The sequence below is a fragment of the Sulfuracidifex tepidarius genome (assembly GCF_008326425.1).
In the GTDB taxonomy this organism is placed as follows: Archaea; Thermoproteota; Thermoprotei_A; order Sulfolobales; family Sulfolobaceae; genus Sulfuracidifex; species Sulfuracidifex tepidarius.
On the sequence record NZ_AP018929.1, the window covers coordinates 266,558 to 289,328 of the forward strand.

19 protein-coding genes and 1 pseudogene are annotated in these 22,771 nt (G+C 43.1%); 8 read left to right on the forward strand and 12 right to left on the reverse strand.

Features of this window, described 5'->3' with window-relative positions; all coding sequences use genetic code 11:
* Positions 1-7 precede the first annotated feature (7 nt).
* From IC007_RS01310 to IC007_RS01330, 5 genes are all read right to left on the reverse strand, one after another.
* Entirely contained in the window at positions 8-469 is a 462-nt protein-coding gene (locus tag IC007_RS01310; RefSeq protein ID WP_054846918.1) for a hypothetical protein, read from the reverse strand.
* A gap of 237 nt (positions 470-706) precedes the next feature.
* The gene (locus IC007_RS01315; RefSeq protein WP_162302157.1) at positions 707-1,147 is read right to left on the reverse strand and encodes a hypothetical protein; all 441 of its coding nucleotides are present in this window, start codon (positions 1,145-1,147) and stop codon (positions 707-709) included.
* Entirely contained in the window at positions 1,131-1,988 is an 858-nt protein-coding gene (locus IC007_RS01320) for an SPFH domain-containing protein (RefSeq protein ID WP_149528240.1), read from the reverse strand. Before IC007_RS01320 ends, IC007_RS01315 begins: the two co-directional genes overlap by 17 nt.
* Before the next feature lie 322 nt (positions 1,989-2,310).
* Entirely contained in the window at positions 2,311-3,561 is a 1,251-nt protein-coding gene (locus IC007_RS01325) for an MFS transporter (protein WP_054846776.1), read from the reverse strand.
* A 360-nt stretch (positions 3,562-3,921) separates the two neighbouring features.
* Entirely contained in the window at positions 3,922-4,374 is a 453-nt protein-coding gene (locus tag IC007_RS01330) for an EVE domain-containing protein (protein ID WP_149528241.1), read from the reverse strand.
* Between the two features lie 37 nt (positions 4,375-4,411).
* Here IC007_RS01330 and IC007_RS01335 point away from each other — a divergent pair, with 37 nt between their 5' ends.
* Positions 4,412-4,915 carry a DUF1286 domain-containing protein gene (locus tag IC007_RS01335; protein WP_054846775.1) on the forward strand — a complete coding sequence of 168 codons (504 nt, stop codon included), beginning with the start codon at positions 4,412-4,414 and terminating at the stop codon, positions 4,913-4,915.
* A 243-nt stretch (positions 4,916-5,158) separates the two neighbouring features.
* Here IC007_RS01335 and IC007_RS01340 read toward each other — a convergent pair whose 3' ends face one another.
* Positions 5,159-5,923 (reverse strand): XdhC family protein, encoded by a 765-nt coding sequence (locus IC007_RS01340; protein WP_149528242.1) that lies wholly within the window; start codon positions 5,921-5,923, stop codon positions 5,159-5,161.
* An 86-nt stretch (positions 5,924-6,009) separates the two neighbouring features.
* Positions 6,010-7,197, reverse strand: coding sequence for an MFS transporter (locus IC007_RS01345; RefSeq protein ID WP_054846773.1), 1,188 nt, complete (start codon positions 7,195-7,197; stop codon positions 6,010-6,012).
* A 366-nt stretch (positions 7,198-7,563) separates the two neighbouring features.
* Between IC007_RS01345 and IC007_RS01350 the strand changes: the two genes are divergently transcribed.
* The gene (locus tag IC007_RS01350) at positions 7,564-9,069 is read left to right on the forward strand and encodes an APC family permease (RefSeq protein WP_149528243.1); all 1,506 of its coding nucleotides are present in this window, start codon (positions 7,564-7,566) and stop codon (positions 9,067-9,069) included.
* A 181-nt stretch (positions 9,070-9,250) separates the two neighbouring features.
* Here IC007_RS01350 and IC007_RS01355 read toward each other — a convergent pair whose 3' ends face one another.
* The 3 genes from IC007_RS01355 to IC007_RS01365 all read right to left on the reverse strand — a co-directional run bounded on the left by IC007_RS01355 (position 9,251) and on the right by IC007_RS01365 (position 11,813).
* A complete protein-coding gene (locus IC007_RS01355; protein ID WP_054846772.1) occupies positions 9,251-10,057 on the reverse strand; it encodes a zinc ribbon domain-containing protein in 807 nt (268 codons plus the stop codon).
* Between the two features lie 35 nt (positions 10,058-10,092).
* A complete protein-coding gene (locus tag IC007_RS01360) occupies positions 10,093-10,320 on the reverse strand; it encodes a hypothetical protein (RefSeq protein ID WP_054846771.1) in 228 nt (75 codons plus the stop codon).
* Between the two features lie 332 nt (positions 10,321-10,652).
* Positions 10,653-11,813 carry a hypothetical protein gene (locus IC007_RS01365; protein WP_054846770.1) on the reverse strand — a complete coding sequence of 387 codons (1,161 nt, stop codon included), beginning with the start codon at positions 11,811-11,813 and terminating at the stop codon, positions 10,653-10,655.
* Positions 11,814-11,927: 114 nt separating this feature from the next.
* Here IC007_RS01365 and IC007_RS01370 point away from each other — a divergent pair, with 114 nt between their 5' ends.
* The 6 genes and pseudogenes from IC007_RS01370 to IC007_RS01395 all read left to right on the forward strand — a co-directional run bounded on the left by IC007_RS01370 (position 11,928) and on the right by IC007_RS01395 (position 18,116).
* Positions 11,928-12,437 (forward strand): hypothetical protein, encoded by a 510-nt coding sequence (locus IC007_RS01370; RefSeq protein WP_149528244.1) that lies wholly within the window; start codon positions 11,928-11,930, stop codon positions 12,435-12,437.
* Between the two features lie 664 nt (positions 12,438-13,101).
* A complete protein-coding gene (locus IC007_RS01375) occupies positions 13,102-14,487 on the forward strand; it encodes a 4Fe-4S binding protein (protein ID WP_054846767.1) in 1,386 nt (461 codons plus the stop codon).
* A 176-nt stretch (positions 14,488-14,663) separates the two neighbouring features.
* A pseudogene (locus IC007_RS14150) lies at positions 14,664-15,908 on the forward strand (RNA-guided endonuclease InsQ/TnpB family protein).
* Between the two features lie 77 nt (positions 15,909-15,985).
* Entirely contained in the window at positions 15,986-16,813 is an 828-nt protein-coding gene (locus tag IC007_RS01385; RefSeq protein WP_054846703.1) for a DUF929 family protein, read from the forward strand.
* Between the two features lie 249 nt (positions 16,814-17,062).
* The gene (locus IC007_RS01390; protein ID WP_054846704.1) at positions 17,063-17,794 is read left to right on the forward strand and encodes a molybdate ABC transporter substrate-binding protein; all 732 of its coding nucleotides are present in this window, start codon (positions 17,063-17,065) and stop codon (positions 17,792-17,794) included.
* A complete protein-coding gene (locus IC007_RS01395; RefSeq protein ID WP_197736430.1) occupies positions 17,775-18,116 on the forward strand; it encodes a DsrE family protein in 342 nt (113 codons plus the stop codon). The genes IC007_RS01390 and IC007_RS01395 overlap by 20 nt, the downstream gene beginning before the upstream one ends.
* 63 nt (positions 18,117-18,179) lie before the next feature.
* On the opposite strand, the gene IC007_RS01400 is transcribed toward IC007_RS01395, so the two are convergent.
* Positions 18,180-20,261 carry a type IA DNA topoisomerase gene (locus IC007_RS01400; RefSeq protein WP_149528245.1) on the reverse strand — a complete coding sequence of 694 codons (2,082 nt, stop codon included), beginning with the start codon at positions 20,259-20,261 and terminating at the stop codon, positions 18,180-18,182.
* 612 nt (positions 20,262-20,873) lie between these two features.
* The gene (locus tag IC007_RS01405) at positions 20,874-22,364 is read right to left on the reverse strand and encodes a hypothetical protein (protein WP_054846705.1); all 1,491 of its coding nucleotides are present in this window, start codon (positions 22,362-22,364) and stop codon (positions 20,874-20,876) included.
* Between the last annotated feature and the right edge of the window lie 407 nt (positions 22,365-22,771).

Sequence of the window (22,771 nt, forward strand, 5' to 3'; positions counted from 1 at the left end):
TTTACCATCAGTTTCTCCTTAAATTCAAGTTAGTTTTAGATTGACTTTCCTCCTTTTTGCTGAACATCAGTGTGGCTAATGACCCAGAGAACAGCCCGTTGAAAAGTATCGATACTATGATCAACCCTATGAAAGTCTGTATGTAGGGAGTGTGTACAGCATAAGGTAAGAGAGAGAATATCAAATATCCTATTATTCCAAAAATTGAGAGATATCTTACCTGACCTAGCTCGCTGTTGAGAGACTTTACAGTTATAGGATATGCAAACAACAACATTAATCCGAGTACGACTAGTTCCACTAAAGCGAGAACCGGATACGAGAAGACTATCAGCAAAGGCGATATTAGGATAGGGAAGGGAGGGTAGAAAAGCTTAGCAATAAGGTCGAAAACAGTAATAACTATTGTCAAGAGTAAGGCATATATTATTCCTGCGCCCACATTCCATGCGAATCTCCTCGACTCCATTCCGTCTCACTATGAATATTTAGAAAACCAAAGGTAAAAAACATATTCATCCATACACTATAAATGTTTAGTGAGGGAGAATAGAGGAATTTTCATCTCTCAGGTATATCGGAAGACTTGCCTTGATTCCAGGTAGAGAGTAAAGCCACGTATGTTATGAAATTGAAAAACTAACATTGTGTTGAATTAGAAATATAACAGTTGATGAATGTTTTAGCGAAAAAAATAAAAGGTTTATTATCTTCTAGTCAAGAAAAATATTACTGCAAGCACTCCGAACCCTAAACACACTATTCCCGCTACAAAAGAATATTCCTTTCCTACAGTGGAAGAATGTGCATACTGAACGTCGTAGTAAATTGTAGATGAAGCGTTGTTTATATTGTGAACTAATATCTCTCCTCCACTCGATGAAATGAAACAATACACGTAGACTATGCTGTCGTTCTCGCTAGTAGCCCCTGGCGGTAACATAGAAACTGAGAGAGGAGTAGTGGAGTTTAGACTGATTATCACTTGTGAATCGGAAGGGTATTTAATTGGAAAGCTAGAGTTAGCGGGGACGTTCACCTCGTTAGAAATTGATGTAAAAGACGATGAAGATACAGAAAACGCTATTAAAGCAACTCCTATCGCTATCAATGCTATAGATGATAACATCTTAGCTTTTCTTCTCATTTTCACCATTTCCCCTCAAGTTAACTCTAATCAAGTTGTCAGGCAAGTTAACCAGAGTAGACAAATTGGGGTAGTAAGGTATCCCAAGCGCCATGTTGACGGAAGCGGGGTCGTTCTTAGAGGTCAGCGATCCAGCCAAGTAGAGCCTTATGGCCTTCTCCACGTCTAACCCAAGATCCCTCAACTGTATTATCCTCCTCAGTTCATCGTCCTGTGGTAGCAGCCTGATCACCCTGACAGATATCAACTCTACACCTATCTCAGTGAGGAAGTTCTTCAGTATTGCTGTGACTCCAGTAGTTATGTCGTTAAACTTGCTGTAGATTTCAGACAGCTTGGCGAAGTTCATCACTTGGCTAACGTCCTGGTCTATCATGGGTGAAACGTATCTAGCCAAGTCTGCGTCCTTGAACACGTTTCCTCCAAACTGGACGTTGAATACCAACTTCGACGGATCGGTGACTCTGTAGTAAACAGCGACCTCATAAACCAAGGGGACTAGGTCCTGAGTCTGACTGTTTCCAACCACTCTGATCTCGTGTCTGGTGGTGGATGTGAAGTACACTATTGTATCGAATGGCAAAGCGTTGTACCTCATCCTTGACAGGAAGGAGGAGAGGGGGTTCTGCGGGCTCTGCACGTTATGAGTCCCGGGTGGTAACACGGCTTGGACTTGTCCCTGAATTACGACCACTGCGGTCTCGTTGGGCTGAACGAATATGATCGACTTTGACGTGACCTCTTCCTTAGGGTAACGAAATATAATCACATCTTCTGCCATCATAGAGGTGCCATTTTCCCTCTCCGTGGAAATTACGGAACCTCTGATTTGGAGTGACATAATCCTTTATTTATATTTTGTCTTTATTAAGGTTATTCATTTTTAAGTGTTTTTTATTTTAGAAATGCTAGATAATCTCTCAAATCTGGACTGAGTCATAGAAATAACTGATAGTTAAGAAAATAATACCGATTTTTCATTTCTAGAGATACTTTTTAATTTCTCGAGGGTGAATTAATGAACATAACAGACACAAGTAGTGCTTTTTAGAGAAAATTTAGCTTAAGTTTCTAGTTAGCGTTGATAACTTTCTTATATTACATTAAAAATAATATATCTCTCTGGGAAGCTGATCCAAAAAGGAGACGAAAACGGAAGGAGCTCAACCTTCCTGCAACTTAGAAAAGAGTACTGCGTCTATTATCAATATTGATCCAGCTATGCCGAAATCTACTCCGTATCCTAAGAAATGAGTGATGTAGCCCGAGACCAGAGAGCCCACTAGGAGTGCTATTCCTACCACAGTGCTGTAAACTCCCAAGCCCTTACCTTGGCTTCTCTCTCCCACGATCTTGAATATCATAGTTGTTGAAGACGAATAATAGAGGGAGTAAGCGAAACCTGCTGCCAAGGGATAGAAAAGGGAGTTTACCACTACTATGACGCCTAATGTTCCTAACGTGGATAGACCCATCACGGTATAAGAAAGTCCTCTAATCAAGAGAGACATGGAAGCTACGAGCTTCTCTCCCCTCTCCTCAATCGTTTTCCCAGCGATGTAAAAAGTGACCGTCTGTGCTACCATTCCCAACGAGATTATCCCTAGCACCACGGAGCTGTTGGCTCCCAGAGTGTAGAGCCCGGCAGGGTATACTGTGTTGAAGAGCCCGCTACTGAAGTAGAAAGCAATTATCCCGAGGTACAACATAGGAACGTAGTTCACTGGGCTCTTCCTCAACCTCTTCAGAGAGAACATCTTGAAGTGACCAGCCTTGGGTAGATGGAGGAAGAACAGGGGGAGCATCCTTATCCTTGTTGAGAAAGATTCTCTTTGATGTACCATGGCTACCCTTTCTACATGAATGGGGGATCTCGGTATCAGCTTAATTCCTAAGCCTAGGGATACTAGAGACAGGACGCCCATGATCTGAATTACGAGAGTCAGAGGGACGAAGTTGATGGTAAAGCTAGATATGATCAGGCCAGTGAGCATCCCAACTGAGGAGACCACGGAAAGTCTGGAGAAAGCCGACGCCCATTTCTTCTTCTCAGTGGTAGCCATTATCAACAAGTTCATCGGGGTAGTGGAAGCTGTGCTGAAGAAGACCGCGATTGCGTAATCCACGGAAACTAGAGGGATGGTATTGAGGAAAGTTATTAGAATTAAAGCGAGCCCCGTACCCGCAAAGCTGGTGATGATGAGGAATTTCCTGCTGTATCTGTCAGCTAAAATTCCCCAGATTATGGATGCAGGTATCAAGATCGCATTACCTAGAGAGATGGCTAGACCTACATCTATTGCGTTACCGTTTAAGTGAAGTATCTCCAAAGTGATGAGCGTGGATAAAGGTCCGGTGGACGCGTTGAAAGGCAGGGCGGTATACATCCATTTGAAGTCAGACTTTTGCTGAATTGTCATCTAAAGGAAAGGTCGAAGTTTACTATTTAAAATTATTTAAGGCTAATTAAACGTTACAATTTATGTTTAAACAACAAAGACAGTAGAAATCGCCGTGAGTTGCCACCTTGATATAATTGCTTCGTTGATTTCAAACTTTTTTCATGTGATGGCGTTTTTGTCTCCTTTACTTTTCCTGTGAACAAACTTGTATTTGGGAAAACAGTTTTACGTCCTCGTGCATTCTCTCTGACTAATATCTGAGTTAATCACAAAATTGGTGAAGACACTTATCTAAACCCAGTTCATGAGGATTTAAAGACGGTTTCGAGATTTCATGTGCACTCATGAGAGGACATAAACGATGTGCAAAGCTCAAGTTCGGCTCATGTGCTCCTCCTTTAGGCATTGCTCTATTAGCTTTCCGTCGATATCAGGTATAGGTCTTTTCATGTTGGCTGGAGCGTTCCTCAGATATTTAGCCATCTGGGACTTATCTTCGATGAAGGTCAAGTCATCCAAAATTACCTTGAAATCACAAACTCCTATTACAGTAGGTTCTACCTTCACCCTGAAGACGAAAATTCCTTTATTTCTTATCTTCTCTTCTGGGTATAAGGGAGTCTCGTCCTTGAACCAATCGGATGTAACCTTTACTACTCCAACCATCTTTCCTCCGTATTTCTTTGCATAGTATTTACTCACATATATAACGAGGTAATCTCCTTTCTTTATGAAACTGCTAATGTCCTCTTTATATCCGTAAATTCCTTCGGAGAGAATTACGTCCCACATATCTTCTTGGATTGGTACTATCCAGTAAGTCACAGTATGAGATATAAGATGTTAATTATAAAAATAATGTATGAGGTTGGCTACCCATTACGTCTTCACTACAGGAGTGCTTGCCTTGTTCTTCAGCTATTTCACCTCTTACTACCTGGTCCTTGCAGGGGTCTTGGCTGTCGCGGGGAACCTCATCATAGACGGACTTGGCCATAAGGAAATACACACCAGACGGGGGACGATACCTACCAGGACTCCGTTGACCCACACTGTCCCTAGGTCTGTGGTCTGGGGCATGTTACCGTCTATACCTTTCTTCGCTCTCGGTCTCCTCGTCGGTGACTTCCCGTGGTTCCTCCTCCTGTCTATGGCGATAGGTCCTTCACATATGCTCCTGGACGTCTTCACTGAGGCGGGGATATATGTGAAGAGGGACGGGAAATGGAGGAGGTATGCTTTAGCTCACTTCAGGTACAACAACCCTCTAGCTAACGGGGTGGCTATCCTCCTGGGGTTCCTCATGTTGGTCCTTTCCCTGCATGGAAGCTATCATTATTATAGTGTATATAAATATTTTTTATAATATAGTTTTAATAAGAAAAGACGACTAAAGCGTTAGGGATTTGGACTAGCTTAATTTTATACATTTTAGAAGGCACACGAAGAGATTACACGTATACGTACCGCTCCCAGAAGCACTATAAATGAAGAAGTGAAAAGAGAAACCTAATAGGGGCTTAGGATAGACTATATTATATTTTAACTTCAATTTTTGAGGAAAGTGGGTTTCATGTTATACATGTTCAAGATATATAGATAGACAAGACTAGCAACTTTGGTGAGCTTCCTCCCCCGACCACGAACAAGACTCGTCCTTAACTTTACCCAGCAGGTCATATGGGTTCTTCTTCAACATGTAGTGAACCCCTTCTCCCCCTCTAGATACGGCAACAATCTGCGATGCTATGCTCAGGGCTATCTCTTGCGGAGTTTTAGAACCTAGATCTAGACCTGCAGGAGAGTAAAGCCTTTTCTTTATTTCCTCCTCACTCAGACCGTCGTTTATCATTCTCTGTATCGACGCAGCAGCTCTGTTTCTGCTTGCCATTAGAGAGACGTACCTAGCTCCTGATCTAATAGCGGTCTCCACTCCCGTTATATCATAATGTTTCCCTCCTTCGTTTGCAACTACTACAAACGTGTTTCCATCTATTAACGAAGAGAGTAAAGATATATCGTTAACAACGTTAGCATCTATGTCCTGAATGTCATGGTCGCCAACTACCGTTACTGGATAGTTGAGGAACTTCATCAACTCAACTAGGTGCCTAGCGACCTTACCGTTGCCTATTACTATGACGTTAGGGTTGCCTTGTACACAGTCCATCATTACCTTGACCTTTCCATTGGGGGTGTCTATTTCTTCCTTTTCTGAGAAGGCAAGCTCGTCAAGGTTCCCTACTACCACCTTACCTTCCGAGATCACTCCCCTCTTTACCTTTCCGTCGGGGAAAACCTCAGTTACTATGCAGAAGCTCTTCCCCTTAGATGAGAGCTCGTCTACAATTGGATAGATCTCGCAACTGCTCATCTATAATATATTCTTCTCTTGGTATTTATGTCTCCATCACTAATTCCCTCATCTAAAATAGGGAATAAGGACGGGGAGAGTGTTTCCTATCTCACTTCAACCTTGTTAGCTCCTCTGTTCCAAGTAATTAGGGTTGCCAACACAACTGTGAGAGCTGAGTAACACAAGACGTTTCCCCAAAAGGAAGCGCTGTTCAGTCCAAAAATTGTAACTAAGGTACCCATTGTGATTGAACCGACCCCTCCCATAACGGATCCCAAATTATATGACAAACCCGTCAGAGCAGACCTGACCTCAATGGGAACGGACTCTATCACTAGGAGAGGAGCTATAGGCCAGAATCCGGTGGAAACCGTGTACACGATCAGCCCGGCTACCATTGAAGGGTAGTTCTGGAACACGTGAAGTAAGGGTAACATTAGGGGTACTCCGATCATCTCTCCGATCACTCCTCCTATGATTAATTTCCTCTTGCCTATCCTGTCTGCGAGCCTTCCGAAAACTACAAATGAGATTGCAAGGGCTATGTTCGACACAAACATTATCTCTCCCACCAAGGAACTTGGCGTTCCCAAGTTCTCTATGAAATCTGGATATATTGCGAAGATTGAATAATATGAAAAGAACATTCCTGAAATAACCAGCGAGGCTCTAACCAAGACTCCTAGATATTCCTTCATATTGATCGCAGGTCTCTTCTCATTTTTGAAGGTCTTTACATCCGAAACCTTAGCTAATATCAGGGGGATTATGACCAGAGGAACGCTCCCTGTCAAAAGGAAGAACCTCCAGCCCATTCCGCCCATGTGAGGTGAGAACAACAAGTAGGCTGCTCCCGTCATTGCGTAGCCCACTCCGTAACCAGCTTGTACTATCCCGTTAATCAGCCCTCTCAATTTCAAGGGAGCATTTTCGTAAGCTATCACCGTACCAGCAGTCCATTGTGCTCCCATCATTAGCCCTTGAATAGAACGGAATAAAAGGACGAGGGCAATAGACGGAGAGAAAGCTATTACAGCTTGGGTTATAGAATAACCTGCAGTGCCTAGGGCTAAGACTGCTTTTCTCCCGTGAGAATCAGCGTACTTACCAAATACGTATCCACCTATAACTCTGAAGATCAGGCCTAACGCAAAGAGCAACGTCCCCTCCACCGTGTCCATTCCCAGATACTTCGAGAGGTACGCATAGACATATGTAACGATGAGAAGGTCGTATATGTTTCCAGCCCAAGATGAGAAAGATGCCAGTGTAGCGTAAATGTATTTCTCCACACAAAGATAAAGACATGAAGGGTAAAAAAGAATTTCTTTGTTTAATCTTTGTTTAGTATAAAATATTTTAAAGAGAGAGGAGGCAAAAATCTTCGGAGATTCGCTCTATTTCATTATTTAGGAGATTTGTCTAGAAGATATTACATAGATTAATTTACCAATTGCCCTGCTAAATCTTGCTCTATGTCAAATCGGAGAGATAGAGTCTATGAAAACGGAAAGAAAGAGAAGACGAAAATGGAAAGAGCATTCTAACTCATTTAACCATGCATGGGAATGAAGAGGAAGCCTAACTGAATCCCAATGTCCCTCTTTTTCGAACATATGTTCGGAAGTTTTTTTATTTCAAAAGAAGTCAACGCTACTATGCAGTTCGTTAGAAACAGCTCTGGACTTGTGAAGAGGGTTTCGCTCCTCGACGCTGTAATGCTGAACGTTGCTAACATGGGAGCCGGGCTGGCAGTGTTCACTGGGATCTCTCCTTATGTAGAGCCGGGCTCGCTTCTTTGGCTTTCGTCTATCATCACTTTCCTCGTTACTTTACCACTGGTCATTCTCTATACGTTTCTCCTCATCATGACCCACAGGACAGGTGGCGATTACGTTTGGCTGTCCCGTTACCTGAACGGTAAAATAGGCTCAATCATGGGAATTGCGATAGCCTTTAACATGCCTCCTTACTTCGCTCTCTCAGCTTTCTTCTCAGTAGCTGCAATAAATTCAGTTCTCACCGTAATGGGGATCACAGACCATTCTGGAACGCTCCTTTACTTGGCAAACCATGTTTTCGTGAACCCTTACAACTCCCTCACTCTTAGTCAAGAGCTCTTCATATATGTTCTGTCAGGTTTGATTTTCTCAGCAATAGTTATGGTGAACGTAGTGAAGCCTAAGTGGGGTTTCAAGATAGTCTCTGTCTTCGGATTGATTTCGTTGCTTGGCCTTCTCGTAGGCATTTTAGCAATCGCTACTGCGACACACTTTCATGCTGATGTCTTGAGCTTCCTAGAAAAGGACGGAGTTACTCCCACTCCTTATACTGGGCCATCATTCAGCCTGGCGTCTACATTGTTCATGATACCCTACTTCGCTTCCTTCGCTTACATATGGCTCTACGCCGGTCCTGCAGTGTCAGGAGAGATTTCGAGTTCACGCGGAATAAAGTATAACATAATCATAGGTAGCTTATTGACTTTGGCGATGATCACACTGCCGTTTTACGTCATGGACCTTAAGGGAGGATACTCCTTCGACATGTCCCTTTACCCTTCAGGGACCTACAACTTCTGGAGCGCATCGATGGCCGTGAGTAGTCCCCTGGTTCAAACCGTGATAGGGATTGGACTAATATCGTGGGAGTTCTTCGTCATGTCCTTCGGGATTGTCGTGTTCGCTAGGTACGTTTTCGCGTTCTCTTTTGACAGACTCTTCCCGGAGGTCTTTTCAAGGCTGAATAAAGAAGGTTCCCCGGTGTACGCTCATTTCCTGGACTTGTTAGTGACCTTGATATTCCTTTCCTTCCCTATCATAAGTCCGGAGGGAGTTCAGGCACTTTATAGCTACACTCCCCTCGCAATAGCTTATCTGTTCTTGATAGGGTTAGTGGGTGTGAAGTTAGGAGTGAAAATCCACAATAAACTAATCAGCGTTCTGGGTGTTCTGTCATCTGCTCTAATGGTCTTCATGGGATACGAGGCTTTCACCAATCCCTACTTCGGTGTAATAGATGACGGTAAGCCTTTCATACCTGGGATAATCTACATTGTGTCGTTAATAGGTACTGGAGCTCTGATCTACTCTTTGTCTAGAGTGATTCACGAGAGGAAGGGAATTAATATAGACCTCTCTTTCAAGGAGATACCTCCTGAATGAGCTCGTATGGTTTCCTTCATTTTGATTTTTTAAAAAATAGTTAGATCTAGAAAATAGGAAAAGTTGATAGGCGTGTTAAGGATCAAAGAGAAGGCGAAGTGTGTTTTCATATTTATGTATAAATTTTTTTAACTCTAATCATTTTTATAATCAAAATGAAAGGCTATAAGACTATTTTATCTCATCTCTTATTTGATGCTTTTACTGAGGCATCCGTTAAGGTGTAGGAAGCGTAAAGTAACACTAAAAAAGAGACCAGCTCCATGAAAGGTATTACGAAAGTCAACGCTCCAAGTACAAATGAGATTAAAAAGAACTCTCCAGCTCTTTTGAATTGGGGACCGAACTCCCTGCTTAACTTAAACTGAGTTGAAACCACCGAAATTATATTTCCTACTAGAAATCCGGCTATTCCTGAAATGAAAAGGATAGATCCTACTATCACTTCCTTGTCCGTTATCAAGTTCACTGTTTCGTTACTCTTCACGTAAGGTAGAATGAAATATCCTCCAGCTCCGACCAGGAAAGTTGAGAACACTGAGATTATTACTCCTGCCCTGTTCAAGACGCCCTTGTCTCTTCTTATGAGGAAGTTTATAGCCCTATACAAGTTCATCATGGAGGAGATCATCAAAGCTTCGCTTGCAACAGCTACTCCTTCAGCTATAGGTCTGCTTATGTCGAGGATGGAAATGGATGCCTGAAATATCAGGAAAGCCAGGACATAATATGAGGAGAAAAGCCTGAGGCTCGTCATTCCTTGGAGTACCTCAGGCGGTACTTGTTCCTTCCTCTCTTCCACTTTCACTACGGGGACGAAGAGAGGATACCTGCATTTCTCGCACAGTTGCGCGTTAGGCGGATTCTCGTATCCGCATCTAGGACACCTCGAGGACTGTGAAATAGGCTCGGCGAAGAGAGGATACCTGCATTTCTCGCACAGTTGCGCATTAGGCGGATTCTCGTATCCGCATCTAGGACACTTCATTGATTACATGTCTTATCTAAGGTAAAAAACCATTTTCAAGTTAACTTGGTGCAAGGGGGATATTCCTTCTTCACGATTTCATAGAGCTCCTCCATTTCTACGCCCAAGATTTTCTTATCGGGCTTCTCGCACCGAGACAGTGAGTTTTCTATGAGTGAGAGGTCTTCCTCTGTGCAAAAGAAATCTCCCGTTACCATAACTCCATTATTGAAATATAGAATCACTGTTTTTCCTCCCTTAGATCTATAAGTTATTTTCTTCACACATATCACCCTTCATAGAGCACGTAAGTTATTATGGGGACAGAGATATTAATCTTCCTCGTTGTGTTGTCGCATGTGAGGTCTATAGAGCTTTCTAGTCGGAGAAGTTAATTATTACAATATTTCATAAGTTTCAATTTAATGACATTTACTTCTTCCTATTCACGTGTCCAAACTTAATTATAAAGTATAAAAATTTGTTGTAATTTAGACATAAAGAAGAGTTATTTTTCGGATATAGATCCTTCTAAGAAGTAGAAAAGAAAAAAAGATAAGTAATTAGCATTTTAAAATTTTAAAAAAAGATATGTATAGTGTAGATTAGGTGTAGATTAGATCGGGTTTGGTGGATATATGTTTGGAGTGCTGAAGTAGAGTACTACGTTAGTGTTTGAAGTGTTCATTAAGTCTGCTGGGCTGCTAACGCCGGGGACTATTACTTGAAGTCCTCCTACGTGGAATGCATCGTTCAGTGTCTGCCATATTGGGTTATTTGAGTTAGCTGCTATCACTGCGCTGTCATATGTAGTCATTGCGTGCTCTAGAGAGGTTACGTTAGTCAAGCAGTTAGCTGTTGGATCAGTTAAGTTGCTTGGAACTACCTCCTGGCACTGTCCAGTGATTGGGTTTGGCATAATGTTTGGATCCATTACTAAGACTACTACTAGATACCATCCTATAGAAGTGTTACCGGTAGATTGAGCTATTAGGTGAGTATGTGCTGGAGTGAACAGTACACCTTCATCTGCGTGTACGGTCTGTCCGTTGCTTAGAGTTACGTTAAGTCCGTTGTCTATTCCTAGGTGTTGCTCTACTGCGGTGAAGTATGGTGAGTACAGCAGGAATGGATGGTCTACGCACATGAGTGCTGGGTTTTCTGCTCCCATACCTGGGCAGTTAGTCAATACTACATGAGAAGTCCCGTTGTAAGTGAAGGTTGGGAATCCCTCTGGTGTTGCTCCCAGCGGTGCGTATCCGAATATTGAGAGTCCTGCATATGCTGGAGTTAAGACGAACAGTGGTAACGTACCTGATGGAATTACTCCTGCACCAACTTCGCAGTCAGTGCTCTGAGCCTCTTGTCCTGGAAGTCCCATGAATAGTGACTGAACTGATGAAGTGTTCTCACAAGCGTAGTTCGCAGTGTAGTGCTGAGTTATGACTTTGTTATTGTATATAGTTCCTGAATCGTTTAATAATATCTCATCGTTTGGAGGAAGTGCTGTAACTGTACTGGTTTGAGTAGTGGTTACAGTTGTAGCGGGAACAGTGGTCGTGGTAGTTGAAGTAGATGTGACTGTAGTCGGAACGGTGGTCGGTACTGTTGTCGTGGAAACACTTGTGGTGGTTGATGTGACTGGAGAAACTGATTTAGTTGCGTACAACCCGAAACCTATTGCAGCTATTATTATCAGAACAACTATGACAGCTATATACACTGTTGTTGAAGCTGCCACTCTCTTCTTGTCCTTTAACGTTTTTTTAGACTTCATTGAGATATAAGATTAAAATAGGTCTATAAAAGCCATTAAAAGGATAAATTTTTAAATAAAAATGAACGTGGATATTCTTAAATAACAGGATTGAGATATAATAAACGAGATTTAATGTTTGTTTACACGACGGTGAAGAAGAAGGACATTCATATATTCTCAGATCCTCTGAATCAGAAGATGATTGAGCTCTTGATAAGGAACGATATGACTCCATTAGATCTCATGAAGAAGCTTAACAAGCCGATCCTCTCTGTCTGGAAAAGAGTTAATGACATGGAGAACGCTAACATAATAAAATTTATAAAACAGAAAAAGAAAATTGGCGGTCCTGTCCTCAGGGTATACAGAGCCTCGGCTGTAATATATGTGGATGAGGATCTATCCTTCCTGAACGGAAGCGTTCCAGTGATGCATGTTTGGAGAGAATTGAACAGTGAGATATTCAAGTTAATAGATGAGAACAACGATATTCCCCCGGGTGTAGACCCAATTAATTACGCTTCTCTCGTTTTCCTTAAGTCACTCAAGACAGTGATAAGTAACTCAGACGAAATATTAAAGAAACTCTCTCTCATGGAGGACGATATTCAAAAGAATGTGAAGAATATAAGATTAAAGTGAAAGAAAATAACTCTAAATGAGACTTAACTAAATTATTAGGTAGTGGGAAAGAGTAATTAGAGATCCAGGAATAAAGTTCACCTTATATTTTATAAACACTAACTTTCTAAGTAATTTTTGAAAATTGAGATATAACCAGAAAAATATTACATTGCTCATGAAGCTTTTAAAGACATAAATTATCTAGGTGACAATATCTTATATCTATATCCTAGCTCTCTTTCGTTTTAAGATCGTAGGAGAAATTGACCAGATCTTCATTAATCATTTATAGATAAATGCTCAGATTATATCCAACTAATAGAATTTAAGGTATGACTTTCATAATTCCCCTGTTTCCGTCATGAAAGGGTTTCCGAGGTGAATAGAGAATCGTTAGCGTATATGACACCTTTCTCCAATTACTAGTATATAAGTACAAGTTTTAATGTATATACACATAAAAAATATTGAGCCTAGTAATATTATTAATTAAGTCCTACTTAAATTTCATAATCCTATTTGAAAGACGAAGATCAAAGAAGGGGGATCTATCCTCTCCTCCGCTTGTATCTATTTTCATAACTTAAATTAAACCTCATAATCTGTTAACTATTAACCAGAAATTTCTATTTATAATTATCCTGCTATTTAACCTTTAAATGATCATTTCGAGAAATGTTTTATGGACAAAAGAGTAACGAGAACTCTAGTTTCCCTTTCAATAATCACAGGAATGCTGGCTTTCACTCGTTTTCTTTGGGTTTATGACATCTTCGCATCTATAGTTGTGGGATTAGTTCTTGACTCAGCCTATAGAAATAGGAATAAGGACTCAGGAGAGGAGGTAAAGTATCTTCTGGTTCTAACCACGTCCTCCATCTTGACGTTATTCTCTTACGTAACTCCCTTTATATCGCTAGTTAACATTCCTCTTGCAACAATACCTTTCTTGATCAACATGAGGGCACCGAGTTATGTGAGAAGCCCGAAGCTGGCTACAGGAATGATGCTCTCATCCTTTGTGTCTTTCCTAGCTCTATCCTGGTCTTTCGGATATTCCCTGGGCAGTCCTCCTTCACCTGCTTTCGGTATTTATCCTATATATCTGTTTCCTTTGGACATAGTATCTGTAGTAGCGGGTATAACTGGAAGCTCCTCTTTCTCTGTAGTATTTGGGGCCGGACTGGTATCCTTAGTGTTGCTTAAGATGAGAGAGACAAAGAAGTTAGGAAACAGAGTAAGGATGGGGTTAATGCTTTTGGCTTATTTCGTCTACTCTACTTATATTCCCAACTACTCTCCAATAGCATCTCAGGTACAGTATATTCCTTACATGTGGTTTAACGGTCTCGGGACATACGCCGGAGTAGAGACCCCACTCTTGATAGGTATACTGGGAACTTTCGTCGTGACGGCCGTGATCTCCTACATGTTCGGATCCAGACAGATATGTTCCGTGACTTGCACCGCACCTTACATGCTTCAGGGGAACTTCATGGACAGCATGAAAGGGTTCAACAGGACATCTAAGCTAGGCAGGAAGACGCTTACGTCTAAGCTTTCATCTTGGTATAAAGTGGCCATGTGGGCAACTTGGGGATCCCTCCTTGTAGCTGCTGTAATATCTTATCTTAACTACTTAGGGATAACTAACTTCACCATACTAGGAAGTGATCCCACAATGTTCTACGCTGCGATCTACTTCAACTTCCTTTGGTACCTCCAATTCATCTTCATGCCTTATCTCGGTAACTACGCATGTGTTAATCACGGCATCTGTACTTGGGGGTCTTTCAATCAATTGTTTGGTTATCTAGGCCCGTTCAAGCTAAAGGTGAAGGACCCCACAACTTGTTTGACGTGCAAGACTGTGGATTGTGCAAAGGCTTGCCCCGTAGGTCTAACTGACATGAGGTCATCATTCATTAAGAAAGGAGAGTTCAAGTCGTTCAAGTGCATAGGAGTAGGAGAGTGCATTGACGAATGTCCTCATGATAACATCTTTATTTACGACATTAGAAAGGTGATAAGAGAGAAGATTGTTAAGGAGGCCAGAACAAGGGAATAACATATCAAGTCTCAAAGAGGAGGAACTGAAGCCCGAACTGATATTCTTTTCTTGATCTCTAGTTTAAATGTTTCTTTATCTTCATAGGGGGGTTCAAAGGGGGCGGAAGTCCCCTCCCGTCAGGGAGGGGATGGATAGCCCTCATATTTAAATATCGGCCCTTCAAAAACCTCCTAATGCCTGACGTAGGATTCAGGTTTCGAGCTTACACAAATTCGCAAACGTTGAGGGCGTTAAAGGCCCAGTTGAGGGTGGCGTGTGAGGTGTAAAACACCCTGCGTTGGGCAGACTCCTATTTCTACCAAAGAGATGGAAAAGGTCTGAATCAAACCCAGTTGAGGCAACTCGCCTTGGACCTGAGGAAGCAGGACGGGGAGTATCAACAACTTCACTCTCATGCTCAGAACGTTGCGGATCGCTTCTACGATGCTAGGGAGGGGTTCTTCAAGGGATTAGCGCGTTTCCCCAAGGAGAAGCCCCACAAGTACTCTTCCCTGGTCTATCAGAGCGGATGGAAAGTCTGAGCGTGAAGATAATCAGGAAGAATAGTAAAGAAGCGAGAACCACCCCAAGGAGTTGGTGAAGCTGAGCCTCTCCCACCTGGGAGTCTTCAAGGTCCTCGTGCACAGGGACTTCCCCCTCGATAAGGTAAAGAGGGTAATCGTGAAGTTAACCCTTCGGAGAGGGTCTACATCTCCTTCGCGGTCGATTACGAGTTCCCCAAGCTGCCTAAAGTCAACAAGATCACGGCACTGGACGTGGGCATCGAGACCCTCATCATGACGTCCCATGGGGAGTACTTCCCCAACGTGAAGCCTTACGAGAATGCCTTGTGGAAGGTGAGGCACCTACACCGAATCCTGTCCAGGAAGCAGTTCCTATCCAAGAACTGGTTCAAGGCGAAGGTCAAGTTAGCCGAGGCATACGAACACCTCAGGAACCTGAGGAAAGACACATCTACATGAGGCTGGGCAAACACTTCGCAAGGAACTACGCCCTCGTGATGGAGGACATACAAGTCAAGGAGCTCGTGGGCAACTCCCTACGAAGGATGAGGCTCCACGACGTCGCCTTCCACGAGCTTAAGAACACCTTGAAGTACCAGATGGAGAAGCACGGTAAGGCACTCATCCTTGTGGACCCACCCTACACTTCCAAAACCTGCGCCAAATGCGGTTACGTGAGGGAAGACCTAACCCTCCGATAGGATCTTCTCCTGTCCACGATGCGGTTGGGTGACTGACCGTGATTACAACGCCTCCCTGAACATCTTGCGTAGATCGGGGTCGGTGCGACCCTTAGATGTGGAGCTCCGCCCTCTACCGGTATCGGTACTGGCAAGGTGGAGCCGTGAATCAGGAAGCCCCGTCCGTAAGGGCGGGGTGAGTTCACTTCAAGTGGATCTCTTCCAATTCAAGTAACAATCAGCACGAGATAGTGACCATATAAAAAATTATCCCATCTGCGAAGCTTAAAAACTTGCTGAATTATAGATGATATGCCACGAAGGCAGAGCAAGAAGAAGTTTTATCTCACCGGTTTCCTGATAATTGCTGTAGTAATAGGAGCTTACATCTACTCAGGATATGCGTCTGAACAAGCGCTTTTGGCTGAGATAGGCCAACCAGTACCTTCATCTTATTATTCTACGTTTAGTTCTGTCTCCTCTTATTACGGGATTGTAAACACTTCCTACGACTCAATCTTTTACAGGATAAACGGGTCAACTGTCTTCCATAACCAGACACTCCCACTTACGGTTAATCACAAACTGCTCATAGTTTACATAGGTGCTGAATGGTGTCCCTTCTGTGCAGCTGAGAGGTGGGCATTAGTGATAGCGTTATCCCGGTTCGGCAACTTCTCAAACTTACATTACATGATGTCCACATCTAAAGACGTCTTCCCGGACACTCCAACATTCACCTTTTACAATTCCACATACAGTAGCCCATACATTTGCTTCCAATACTACGAGTATCAGAATAGGTCTCACGGGGAATTAATGACAGTCCCGTCCAACTACTCCGCATTGTGGAAGGACTTTCATTCCTCTATTCCATTCATTGTGATTGGCGGATTGCTAGTTCAAAATGGGAGCTCAGTTAACCCAGGTCTCATAAGCGGACAGTCATGGTCTTATGCCATTTCGCAGTTACAAGGAAACACTCAGTTTAGGCAGGAGGTTATAGACTCAGCAAATGAGATAACTGCGGCAGCGTGTTCCATGGATGGTAACCAACCTGCAAATGTGTGTAATCAGTACACTATTCACCAATTAGAAGGACTTCTTGAAGTGGAATATTTCCCTGAAACGGTTCAATGAGTAAATATCTACGTTATACATTTTATATTAATAATAACAAGTGAGGAAAAACTATTTATATCTATAAAGAAAGCTGTAAAAAGAGATGTTAAAGTAGGATATACATCAACATAGATAAAAATAGAAAAGAAAAACTATATATAAATAAATAAAAAAATGCTTCTTATAATTCATGATCTAGATCACTTAATTGCTAACTTCTTATGTAATAGCATCACGCTTTTATGTCTTGAGTAAAGAGATTACCTAATGTTAGATCTCACTCTTGATGGCTTTGACTTGGTTCATGACTTGTACGGAAGAATGTCTGGAGTGAAGTTCTTCGCTGCTGGAAACCAGTGGTTCGCACTTGAGGAGGTCCTTCCGAAGATGGGTGACGTCTTCATGGAGACCCTTCCTCCTGGAGTCGTAATGAAACAGGTCATGGGAGAGGAAGTGAGAATTGGGAACTTGGTGATAGACGTCAAGCCAGACGTGGTGTCTCTCCCCTCCTCTATGATGGAACAGGTAAAAGACTTAGTGCTGGAACCAGTAGTGTACGTTGAAAACGAGGTCGTCATAGCTACAGACTTGAGAGTAAGGGATATATGTGACTTGTCTGGCCTCAAGTTAGCCCTACCTAACCCCGAAAATGAAGGTATAGGGGCTGTTTTCAAGGAGGCTTATGAGAAGCAGTGCGGGGATTATTCCTCCCTTAGAGAGAGAAGTTACGTGACCAAGGTACACCACAGGGAAACTCCCTTCCTCATGAGGAAAGGTATAGTGAACGCTGGAGTAATGTGGAACACCGAAGCAGTCAAGTGGGGTTTCAAGAGTGTAGGGACGGGGAGAAAAGGTAAGTTGTCTATAGCAGTCACTAAGTTCGGCGACAAGGAAGGAGGTAGGAGAGTGAAGGAAGTAGTTCTCTCCCCCGAGTCGCGTTCAGTTTACGAGAAGTATGCCTTCAAGTGGATGATGAACCGTGTTTCACGTGAAAGGTGAAGAGAAAGACGCTTCTGACTTGAAGGTAGTCGTGCAGATAAGTGAGGACCCTGAGAGGGGAGTGAAGTCAGTGATCAATCTCCTCAGGGAGATGAAGTTAGGCGAAGTTGAGGTAGTTTTCCATCAGGAAGCAATAAATGCAGTCCTAGACCCTTCATTGGTGGAGAAGCTTCGTCCAGCTAAGGTAGTTGCATGCAGGAATTCACTTAAAGCTAAGGGCATAGACGAGTCCAGCTTACCTCGAGGTACGGTCGTGGTGAACGCGGGAGTTGCAGAGATAGTGAGGAGACAAGCAGAAGGATGGATTTACCTCAAAGTATAAATACAAGAGGGCGAGGAGTGGAGAAGAAGAAGGAAAAAAATCTACAACCCCTCACTTCTTAGACTACTTAGCGTTCTTGTCGTTATCGAACTTGAACTTCACCCTCCCATCTTCTACGAAAACCGTCGCAGAGAACTTCTTACCGCTCTTGCTCACGAACCCCTTCATTTTGACCTCCTTTCCTTGGAAGAGAAGTGAGGCTTGCCTCCTGGTTATCCTCTTTCCTAAGATGGTCTTCCACACGACCGAGTTACATGAAGAGCACCTCCATCCCTTGAAGAACTCCCTTACTTCTCCTCCGCATTTGCACTTCATGACATCGTTTTCTTTTCCTTTCACTTCGTCGTCTTCTTCCTCCTCTCCTCCTTTACCTATGTCCTCGAGCTTCGGCATAAGCCCTTGAATTTCTTGAGCTATGAACTCCCTTATTTTACTCACGAACTCTTCATATCCCTGCCTTCCTCTGTGGTTCAGGTAAATTCCTTCCAGCAGTTTCTCCCACTCCCCTGTCATCTCCGGGCTGACAACTCTGCTGTCCTTCAGCTTCTGAATTAGTTCCCTTCCCTTCTCAGTTGAGACCAGCAACTTCTCCCTCCTAGTTAGATACCTCCTCGAAAGTAATGTTTCTATGATAGACGCCCTCGTAGCCGGAGTCCCCAGGGAGAGCCTCTCCATCTCTTTGAGAATAGAAGAGTCCGTGAAGTGGGAAGGAGGCTTCGTAGTCCTCTTAGAGGCCTCGACGCTCAACTTCTCTACTGCGTCTCCTTCCTTCAGGTCTGGAAGGGGGTTCTCCTTGCTTTCATAGAGTGACATCCAACCCAGGGAGATGTTCCTCTTACCGTGAGAGACGAACATCTCTCCGTTCAACGCAGTGATTACTTTCACGACTTCGTATACATAGTCCTCCATGAAAGCCCCCACGAACTTCCTGTAAACCAGTAAGTACACTTTCTTCTCCATGTCGTTCCCCCCGTCGAACTTATCTAAGGGAATTATTGCGTGGTGGTCAGTGAGCTTTGACGAGTCGAAAACTCTCTTTCCAACCTTATAGACTCTCGGTACTAAGTCGTCTTTTCCTAGCTTCTTGAGTATTGAGACTACCAAGCCCTTATTGCTGTCCCCCATGTATCTAGCGTCGGTTCTCGGGTAGCTTATCACTTTATATTCCTCGTAAAGTCGTTGTGCTATGTCGAGAGTCCTCTTAGCAGACAGACCGTAGAGCGCGTTAGCCTCCCTTTGCAGAGAAGTAAGGGAGTGTAGGAGTGGAGGTCTCTCTCTCCTTATCTCCTTCTCAACTTGTTTGACTTTCCCGTTCTTGATTGAGGAAAGTTTCTTCACTACTGCTTCAGCCTCTTCCTTGGTCATCCTTGTCGCAACCCTCTCGTCCTCCTGTTTTTCCTTTGCTTCATCTTTTTCGCGTTCGTCTTTCCCTTTTTCAGATGGTCTTATCAGGTAACCAAGATAATCTCCTCCATTCCCGTTTCCGTTCCCCTTTCTGAATTTAGCTATGACCACGTAATATTCCTGAGGCTTGAAGTCATCTATTTCCTTATCCCTTTCGACTATCATAGCTAAAGTTGGTGTCTGTACCCTTCCCACGCTCCAGACCTCCTTGTTGTTCGCCTTGAGTGTGACCAGCCTGGTCAAGTTTATTCCCACTATCCAGTCGCTGTGTTGCCTAGCTAAGGCACTGAAGTACAAGTCGTCGTATTGTGAGGAAGGTTTCAGTGAGGAGAATTCCCTCCTGACCACGTCTGGAGTTAGAGCTTCTGACGTCCACAGACGGAGGACCTTTCCCTTGTAGCCTGCAGTCTCAAGGATTTCCCTCACTATGAGCTCTCCCTCCCTTCCTGCGTCCCCGCAGTTAACTACCACTTCGCTCCTCTCCAGGAGCTTCTTCACGAGGGAGAAATGGGATCTCTTCCCTTCAATCACCTTATACCTGAACTCCTTGGGGAAGATCGGAAGGTCCTTCAGGTCCCACTTCCTCGGTGCTATTGAATCGTCTATTTCGAGTAGATGACCGTAAGCCCAAGTGACAACGTAGTCGCCCGCGACCACGTACCCTTCCTTCCGCTCCACTTTCCCTAAGCTTCTGGCTATGTCCATGGCAACAGATGGCTTCTCGGTGATCACGAGCTTCATGGGGATTGTTAAAAGTTAGATTATAAAAGGATAATGATGTATGAAGGTAGTCGGAACACTTCATTCTTAACGGGATTCTCAAAGGAAGATCTCAGCGAGTATGGAGACTAAGAGCTCTCCATACAGTAGAAGGTAGGTTTATGTCTTCAACTTGTTTTTGTGATAGCATGACCCTTACTCTCTACATTTACAAAAACCTCCTTTCTAACTGTCTCAGTTTTATATCTTGGCAATACGTTCTATTTCAGATTTAAAGGCAACTATATACATCATTTAAATAAAAATGATAATCAGTGGTCTCAAGACGTGAGGACATATCTTCCTGTATACCAATTATTTAGAGTGGATTAGCTCTCTGAAACCAAAATAGACATGAGTTGACTTCTCATTCAATATTTCCTGAAAGCAAGTGATCTATTACAGTAGATGTTCATACATCACTTAAAAGCAGTTCTCCCTCCAATTCTTCCCTTTTTTAATCGTAAGCTAGCCCATAAGGTTAACGGCAAAAACCGTCATAAACTCATTTCTGACTTATCCTCTGTCCTGAGTGACGTGAACTTCAATCTTTTAAGGAAAACTTTTCTCTTTTCGTTTGAAAGGGTTCGTGTATCACGTATAACCTTTCAGCGCCAGGTTCTCGGTAATCCTCTCGTAGTACCCTTTCCATTTAGTGAGCCATAATGTCAATGAAAAGAAGACAGCGAACTCGCTTAACATGACCTCTGCAAAGGCTGCGGTTGAGAGAAAGGGAACAAGGACAGAAATATCAGTTGTCACTATATAAGGTATGAATTGTAATAAGGGCACTACAAATCTGTTCTTGACCGTGGTGAATCCCGGTTGCAGCCCTTCCATGATCAGTTGTAGGTTGGGAGATGTAGAAACGGTCATAAGGAAACTTATCATGTAAGCAAAGGATGTTATTGGCAAAGTGGGAAGCAGGAACATGAGGATTTCACCCCACGAGATTTCATATCTTAATACAGAGTGTGAAGAGAGGACCACAGACGCTGAAAACGTCCCTATCAGGACTGAATCCGTGATAACGAAAGAGGCGAAAATTATCCAGGAGAAGGTCAGGTTTAGGAGGTTGCCTTTCTGGATCGTTCTCAGGTACGTGTACACCCCGAAGATCTGGGCCCCTATCCAAGGCCTCTCGAAGGTCAGTGTACCAATTACCAGAGACTGAGTCTGAAGCATGAAAACAAAGAAATAGATCATGCTAATGGAGAAGAACATGAAGTATGCAAAAGGTGAGCCTTTGAGCACAACGGAGGTAACGATCACGAGGGAACCAGCTAGGACGGATATCAGTATCATGAAACTTCTCGGTTTGATTCTGGGACTCACCCTGTACGACTGTCCCGATGATAGACTCGCTATTGCCATAGGAGGGCTCCTCAGGAACCTCGACATAAGCTGTTTCTCGCCCTTGGATTCAATACTGACTTCGTCAGATAACGTCCTAAGCTTCCTCCCTTCTCCGCCTTCAAATGTCGAATACATGAGCTCTAGAAGATAATTCCTCGATCTGTACCTTAGAAAGACTCCTAGAGACACTAATGTTGAGGCTGTCAATAGGAGGAACGCTTGGTAAATTGTTAACCACCCTTCAAAAGAGGATAGGAGAGTCAGGATCTCACCTGTCTGCAGGCCATACGACGCACGTACCATTGTCCTATCAGCCATGGCCGCAGAGGCGAGAAATCCGCACGTGAGTGAGTTCTCTATCAAGAACGGAAAGTTGAACGGTGACATAACGGGGAAAAAGCCAATAGAGGAGATGAAGCCTACGAATAGAAATTTGTAAATGGACTGGAAATAGAACCATGAATCATAAATCATCTTGGGATGGAGGGGGAGTGAGATCACGTTGAACACATCTGACTTGTTAGGCCTGAGTACAATCGGGACGTATACTAAGAGCACGATAAGGACGACTAAGAACGAGAGGAAATCATCTCTGAAGATATTCATGAACCTAAAGCTCAGAGCGAACTCGACTACTGAGAGGACGGAGAAAATTGAGTAAATTAAGAGGAGAGGAGTGCTCATCCTTGACTTCAGCAGGAAGACCGTGAGAGTTAACTTCTCGCCCATAGAGAAACCATCACTTGTAATCTTAAAAGCATTTTTCTTTCTAATGCTTTATCTATTGCACGATTTTTATCAAGTCTAGATCAAATCTTATTTTTTAATAATATGATGGTTCTTTTATTTCTCACAGCTCTTATCGGAAAATCCTACAGAGTTACTTAGCGTTAAAAATAATTTAATAGCAACAAGATAGAGATTAGATAGTTAGCTATAGATTCGAAAATCTACTCACTGTAAAATGGATAAAATTTATTTTATGAGACTACATGATGAAAACATTTAGACTGCAGGAATTCCCGTAAACTGCTATCTCGTTCGGGGGAGATACCACGTCCGTGACGGCGTGTAGTTCACTAATGTAGAAATAATAATAAGATGTATATTCATGGCACTTGCCTTTTAGCTCTAAA

What these genes read in the sequence shown, in the direction of transcription:
- IC007_RS01310 (WP_054846918.1), bottom strand. Translation starts at nt 469, where the DNA reads ATGGAGTCGAGGAGATTCGCATGGAATGTGGGCGCAGGAATAATATAT.
- IC007_RS01315 (WP_162302157.1), bottom strand. Translation starts at nt 1,147, where the DNA reads ATGAGAAGAAAAGCTAAGATGTTATCATCTATAGCATTGATAGCGATA.
- IC007_RS01320 (WP_149528240.1), bottom strand. Translation starts at nt 1,988, where the DNA reads ATGTCACTCCAAATCAGAGGTTCCGTAATTTCCACGGAGAGGGAAAAT.
- IC007_RS01335 (WP_054846775.1), top strand. Translation starts at nt 4,412, where the DNA reads ATGAGGTTGGCTACCCATTACGTCTTCACTACAGGAGTGCTTGCCTTG.
- IC007_RS01340 (WP_149528242.1), bottom strand. Translation starts at nt 5,923, where the DNA reads ATGAGCAGTTGCGAGATCTATCCAATTGTAGACGAGCTCTCATCTAAG.
- IC007_RS01350 (WP_149528243.1), top strand. Translation starts at nt 7,564, where the DNA reads ATGCAGTTCGTTAGAAACAGCTCTGGACTTGTGAAGAGGGTTTCGCTC.
- IC007_RS01355 (WP_054846772.1), bottom strand. Translation starts at nt 10,057, where the DNA reads ATGAAGTGTCCTAGATGCGGATACGAGAATCCGCCTAATGCGCAACTG.
- IC007_RS01365 (WP_054846770.1), bottom strand. Translation starts at nt 11,813, where the DNA reads ATGAAGTCTAAAAAAACGTTAAAGGACAAGAAGAGAGTGGCAGCTTCA.
- IC007_RS01370 (WP_149528244.1), top strand. Translation starts at nt 11,928, where the DNA reads ATGTTTGTTTACACGACGGTGAAGAAGAAGGACATTCATATATTCTCA.
- IC007_RS01375 (WP_054846767.1), top strand. Translation starts at nt 13,102, where the DNA reads ATGGACAAAAGAGTAACGAGAACTCTAGTTTCCCTTTCAATAATCACA.
- IC007_RS01385 (WP_054846703.1), top strand. Translation starts at nt 15,986, where the DNA reads ATGCCACGAAGGCAGAGCAAGAAGAAGTTTTATCTCACCGGTTTCCTG.
- IC007_RS01390 (WP_054846704.1), top strand. Translation starts at nt 17,063, where the DNA reads ATGTTAGATCTCACTCTTGATGGCTTTGACTTGGTTCATGACTTGTAC.
- IC007_RS01400 (WP_149528245.1), bottom strand. Translation starts at nt 20,261, where the DNA reads ATGAAGCTCGTGATCACCGAGAAGCCATCTGTTGCCATGGACATAGCC.
- IC007_RS01405 (WP_054846705.1), bottom strand. Translation starts at nt 22,364, where the DNA reads ATGGGCGAGAAGTTAACTCTCACGGTCTTCCTGCTGAAGTCAAGGATG.